This is a genomic window from Microbacterium sp. HMWF026 (assembly GCF_003061325.1).
Taxonomy (GTDB): Bacteria; Actinomycetota; Actinomycetes; order Actinomycetales; family Microbacteriaceae; genus Microbacterium; species Microbacterium testaceum_E.
This window is the reverse complement of sequence record NZ_QAJB01000316.1, coordinates 5,366-7,942: the sequence shown is the minus strand read 5'-3', so window position 1 is coordinate 7,942 and position 2,577 is coordinate 5,366. Positions and strand designations below refer to the sequence as shown.

Genomic DNA, 2,577 nt, shown 5'->3' with positions numbered 1-2,577 from the left:
GCCCTGCTCGTGGCCGCGGCCCTGGTCGGCGGCGGTGCGGGCCTGGGCGGCACCTACGCGGGCCTCAGCCTGTGGGGCGGCTCGAACGCGTCGACCGTCTCGGGCCCCACCGCCATCACGGTCAACGACCCGCAGGACGTCAACGCCACCGCCGCCGTCGCCAGCAAGGTCGTGCCCAGCGTCGTCACCATCAGCGCCACCGGCTCGCAGGCCGGAGGCACCGGATCGGGCGTCGTGCTGAGCGCGGACGGCTACGTCCTGACCAACACGCACGTCGTCACCCTCGACGGCCAGACCGGAAACGCCCGGATCTCGGTCACCACGAGCGACGGCAAGGTGTACGCGGCGACCGTCGTCGGCACCGACCCCACGTACGACCTCGCCGTGATCAAGCTCGAGAACGCCTCGGGACTGACCCCGATCGAGTTCGGCGACTCGTCGAAGCTCAACGTCGGCGACAACACCGTCGCCGTCGGCGCCCCCCTCGACCTGCCGAACACGGTGACCACCGGTATCGTCAGCGCGCTCAACCGCTCGATCCAGGTCGCCTCGTCGGCCGCCCCGTCGGACGGCTCCGACCAGCAGCAGACCGAGCCCGGGCAGGAGAGCCCCTTCCGCTTCGACTTCGGGCAGGGCCAGCAGTCGCAGTCGGCCAACCAGACGATCAAGATCGCCGTCATCCAGACGGACGCCGCCATCAACCCCGGAAACTCCGGCGGCGCACTCGTCGACGACGAGGGAAAGCTGATCGGCATCAACGTCGCCATCGCGAGCGCCGGCGGATCGTCGTCGGGCGGCCAGTCGGGCAACATCGGCGTCGGCTTCTCGATCCCCTCCGACATCGCCAAGCGCATTTCGAGCGAGATCATCGAGAACGGTTCGGCCACCCACGGTCTGCTGGGTGCCTCGGTTCAGGATGCCGCGTCCCAGCAGGGCGCGACCACCACCGGCGCGTACGTGGCCGAGGCCGTCAGCGGCGGTGCCGCGCAAGCCGCGGGCCTGCAGAAGGGTGACGTCATCACCGAGTTCAACGGCATCCCGGTCACCAACTCGATCGACCTCACGGCGCAGGTGCGCGCCCTGGCCGCCGGCTCCCAGGCGAAAGTGACCTACCTGCGCAACGGTCAGCAGCGAACGGCCGAGGTCACCCTCGGTTCGATGCCGACCAGCTGAGCTCCGCCGCTTCCCGGCACGATGACGCCGCCCCGCTTCGTTGCGGGGCGGCGTCTCGTGCGTTGTGCCGAGGTGGCGCCGCCTTCATACGCCCGCGCGAATATGCCGCGGGGCGTGGCGGCGGCGACACCGTTTCACCGCGCGAAAATGCCGCCCCACGAAGGTGAGGCGGCATTTGTGCGCGGGAAAACGTCAGGCGGCGGCGAGCAGCTGAACCCGGTGCGCGTCCTCGTTCTGCTGCCACGTGGCAGCGTTTAGCAGCAGGCCCGATGACATGGACGCCTGGTCGGCGAGCTGGCGCAGGTACCCGCCCGACAGGGGAGCGGCTTCGACGGCGGTGTACTGGAAGCGCATCGAGATCGACGGCTGGATCCACAGGGTCGTGCGCTTGTGGCCGGCGGCTTCGTCGGTCCACGTGATGGTGAAGGATTCGCTGCGGCGGAGCTTGGTCGACAGGACCACCTGCAGGTACTGCAGAAGGCGGTCGTCGATGGTGATCGGCTGCGAGTCGGAGCTGTAGAAGAGCGTGCCCATGAAAGGACTCCTGGTGGTGCGGGTCTGTCAGAAAACGAGGGGGAGGACGACGGCGGCGCTCAGGGCGCACGTCGCGACGCTGGCCCAGACGACGACGGCGGCCAGACGCGAACCGGCGACGGCGCCGGCGGTGGGCACGAAGGTGGAACGGTGCCGCAGCGGTGCGGTGGTGGTGAGGGCGGTGCTGGTCATCGGGACGTTCCCTTCTTCGTGTCGAACGAGGATGGTCAACCTCGGTGATCTGTAGCCTAGCAGGTATTTAAGTGAACTAATGATTACGATCGCTGACATTCACGAAAACTGACCGCTAGAGCCGGAACCTAAGCTCGTTAGATATAGTGGGGGCGTCCGACCGACAGAAGGGGAGCGGACCGATGACGGAAGAAACCGGCGACACCTCGCCTCTGATGACGGCCCTGATCCAGTTCTGCCGTTCGCGCGACGAGGCCGCAGCGCAGGCCCGTAAGCAGCTCGGCGTCAACGAACTCGACGCCAAGGCACTCGCCTACGTCGGCGCGAATCCCGGCATCCGTCCGTCCGCCCTCGCCCAGTACCTCGGGGTGACTTCCGCGGGGGTCACGACCATGGTCGAGCGACTCGTTCGCCGCGAGATCCTGCGGCGCGAGTCCGACCAGGACGACCGCCGCGTCAACCACATCCACCTCGCAGTCGACCTCGAGAAAGAGCCGTGGTCGCAGCTCGCGCGCTTCGACGAGACGTGCCGACGCATCATCACCAGCCTGGACTCGCAGATCGAGATCGACCTCGCCGACTTCCTGCAGCAGACCACCAAGGCCGCGAACGAACAGGTCGCCCGAGTGGACGCTCTCACCGACGAAGCGGCATCCGCGGCGTAAGCACGCGCCCGCC

4 protein-coding genes are annotated in these 2,577 nt (G+C 68.1%); 2 read left to right on the top strand and 2 right to left on the bottom strand.

The window, feature by feature from the left end; all coding sequences use genetic code 11:
• Nucleotides 1–1,173, top strand: a 1,173-nt coding sequence (locus DBR36_RS12120; RefSeq protein WP_108319730.1) for a S1C family serine protease, incomplete at its 5' end; no start/stop codon positions are given.
• A gap of 192 nt (nucleotides 1,174–1,365) precedes the next feature.
• Here the strand turns inward: DBR36_RS12120 and DBR36_RS12115 are convergent.
• Both DBR36_RS12115 and DBR36_RS17800 read right to left on the bottom strand, forming a co-directional pair.
• Nucleotides 1,366–1,707: a hypothetical protein gene (locus tag DBR36_RS12115; RefSeq protein WP_108319728.1), complete on the bottom strand. Its 342-nt coding sequence runs from the start codon at nucleotides 1,705–1,707 to the stop codon at nucleotides 1,366–1,368.
• Between the two features lie 27 nt (nucleotides 1,708–1,734).
• Nucleotides 1,735–1,899, bottom strand: a complete 165-nt coding sequence (locus DBR36_RS17800) for a hypothetical protein (protein WP_165801176.1) — start codon at nucleotides 1,897–1,899, stop codon at nucleotides 1,735–1,737.
• 182 nt (nucleotides 1,900–2,081) lie between these two features.
• On the opposite strand from DBR36_RS17800, the gene DBR36_RS12110 reads away from it, so the two are divergent.
• The gene (locus tag DBR36_RS12110; RefSeq protein ID WP_108319726.1) at nucleotides 2,082–2,564 is read left to right on the top strand and encodes a MarR family winged helix-turn-helix transcriptional regulator; all 483 of its coding nucleotides are present in this window, start codon (nucleotides 2,082–2,084) and stop codon (nucleotides 2,562–2,564) included.
• Nucleotides 2,565–2,577: the final 13 nt, after the last annotated feature.

Bases quoted from the DNA above. Each gene is read 5' to 3' on its own strand.
- DBR36_RS12110 (WP_108319726.1), top strand. From the start codon at position 2,082: ATGACGGAAGAAACCGGCGACACCTCGCCTCTGATGACGGCCCTGATC.
- DBR36_RS12115 (WP_108319728.1), bottom strand. From the start codon at position 1,707: ATGGGCACGCTCTTCTACAGCTCCGACTCGCAGCCGATCACCATCGAC.
- DBR36_RS17800 (WP_165801176.1), bottom strand. From the start codon at position 1,899: ATGACCAGCACCGCCCTCACCACCACCGCACCGCTGCGGCACCGTTCC.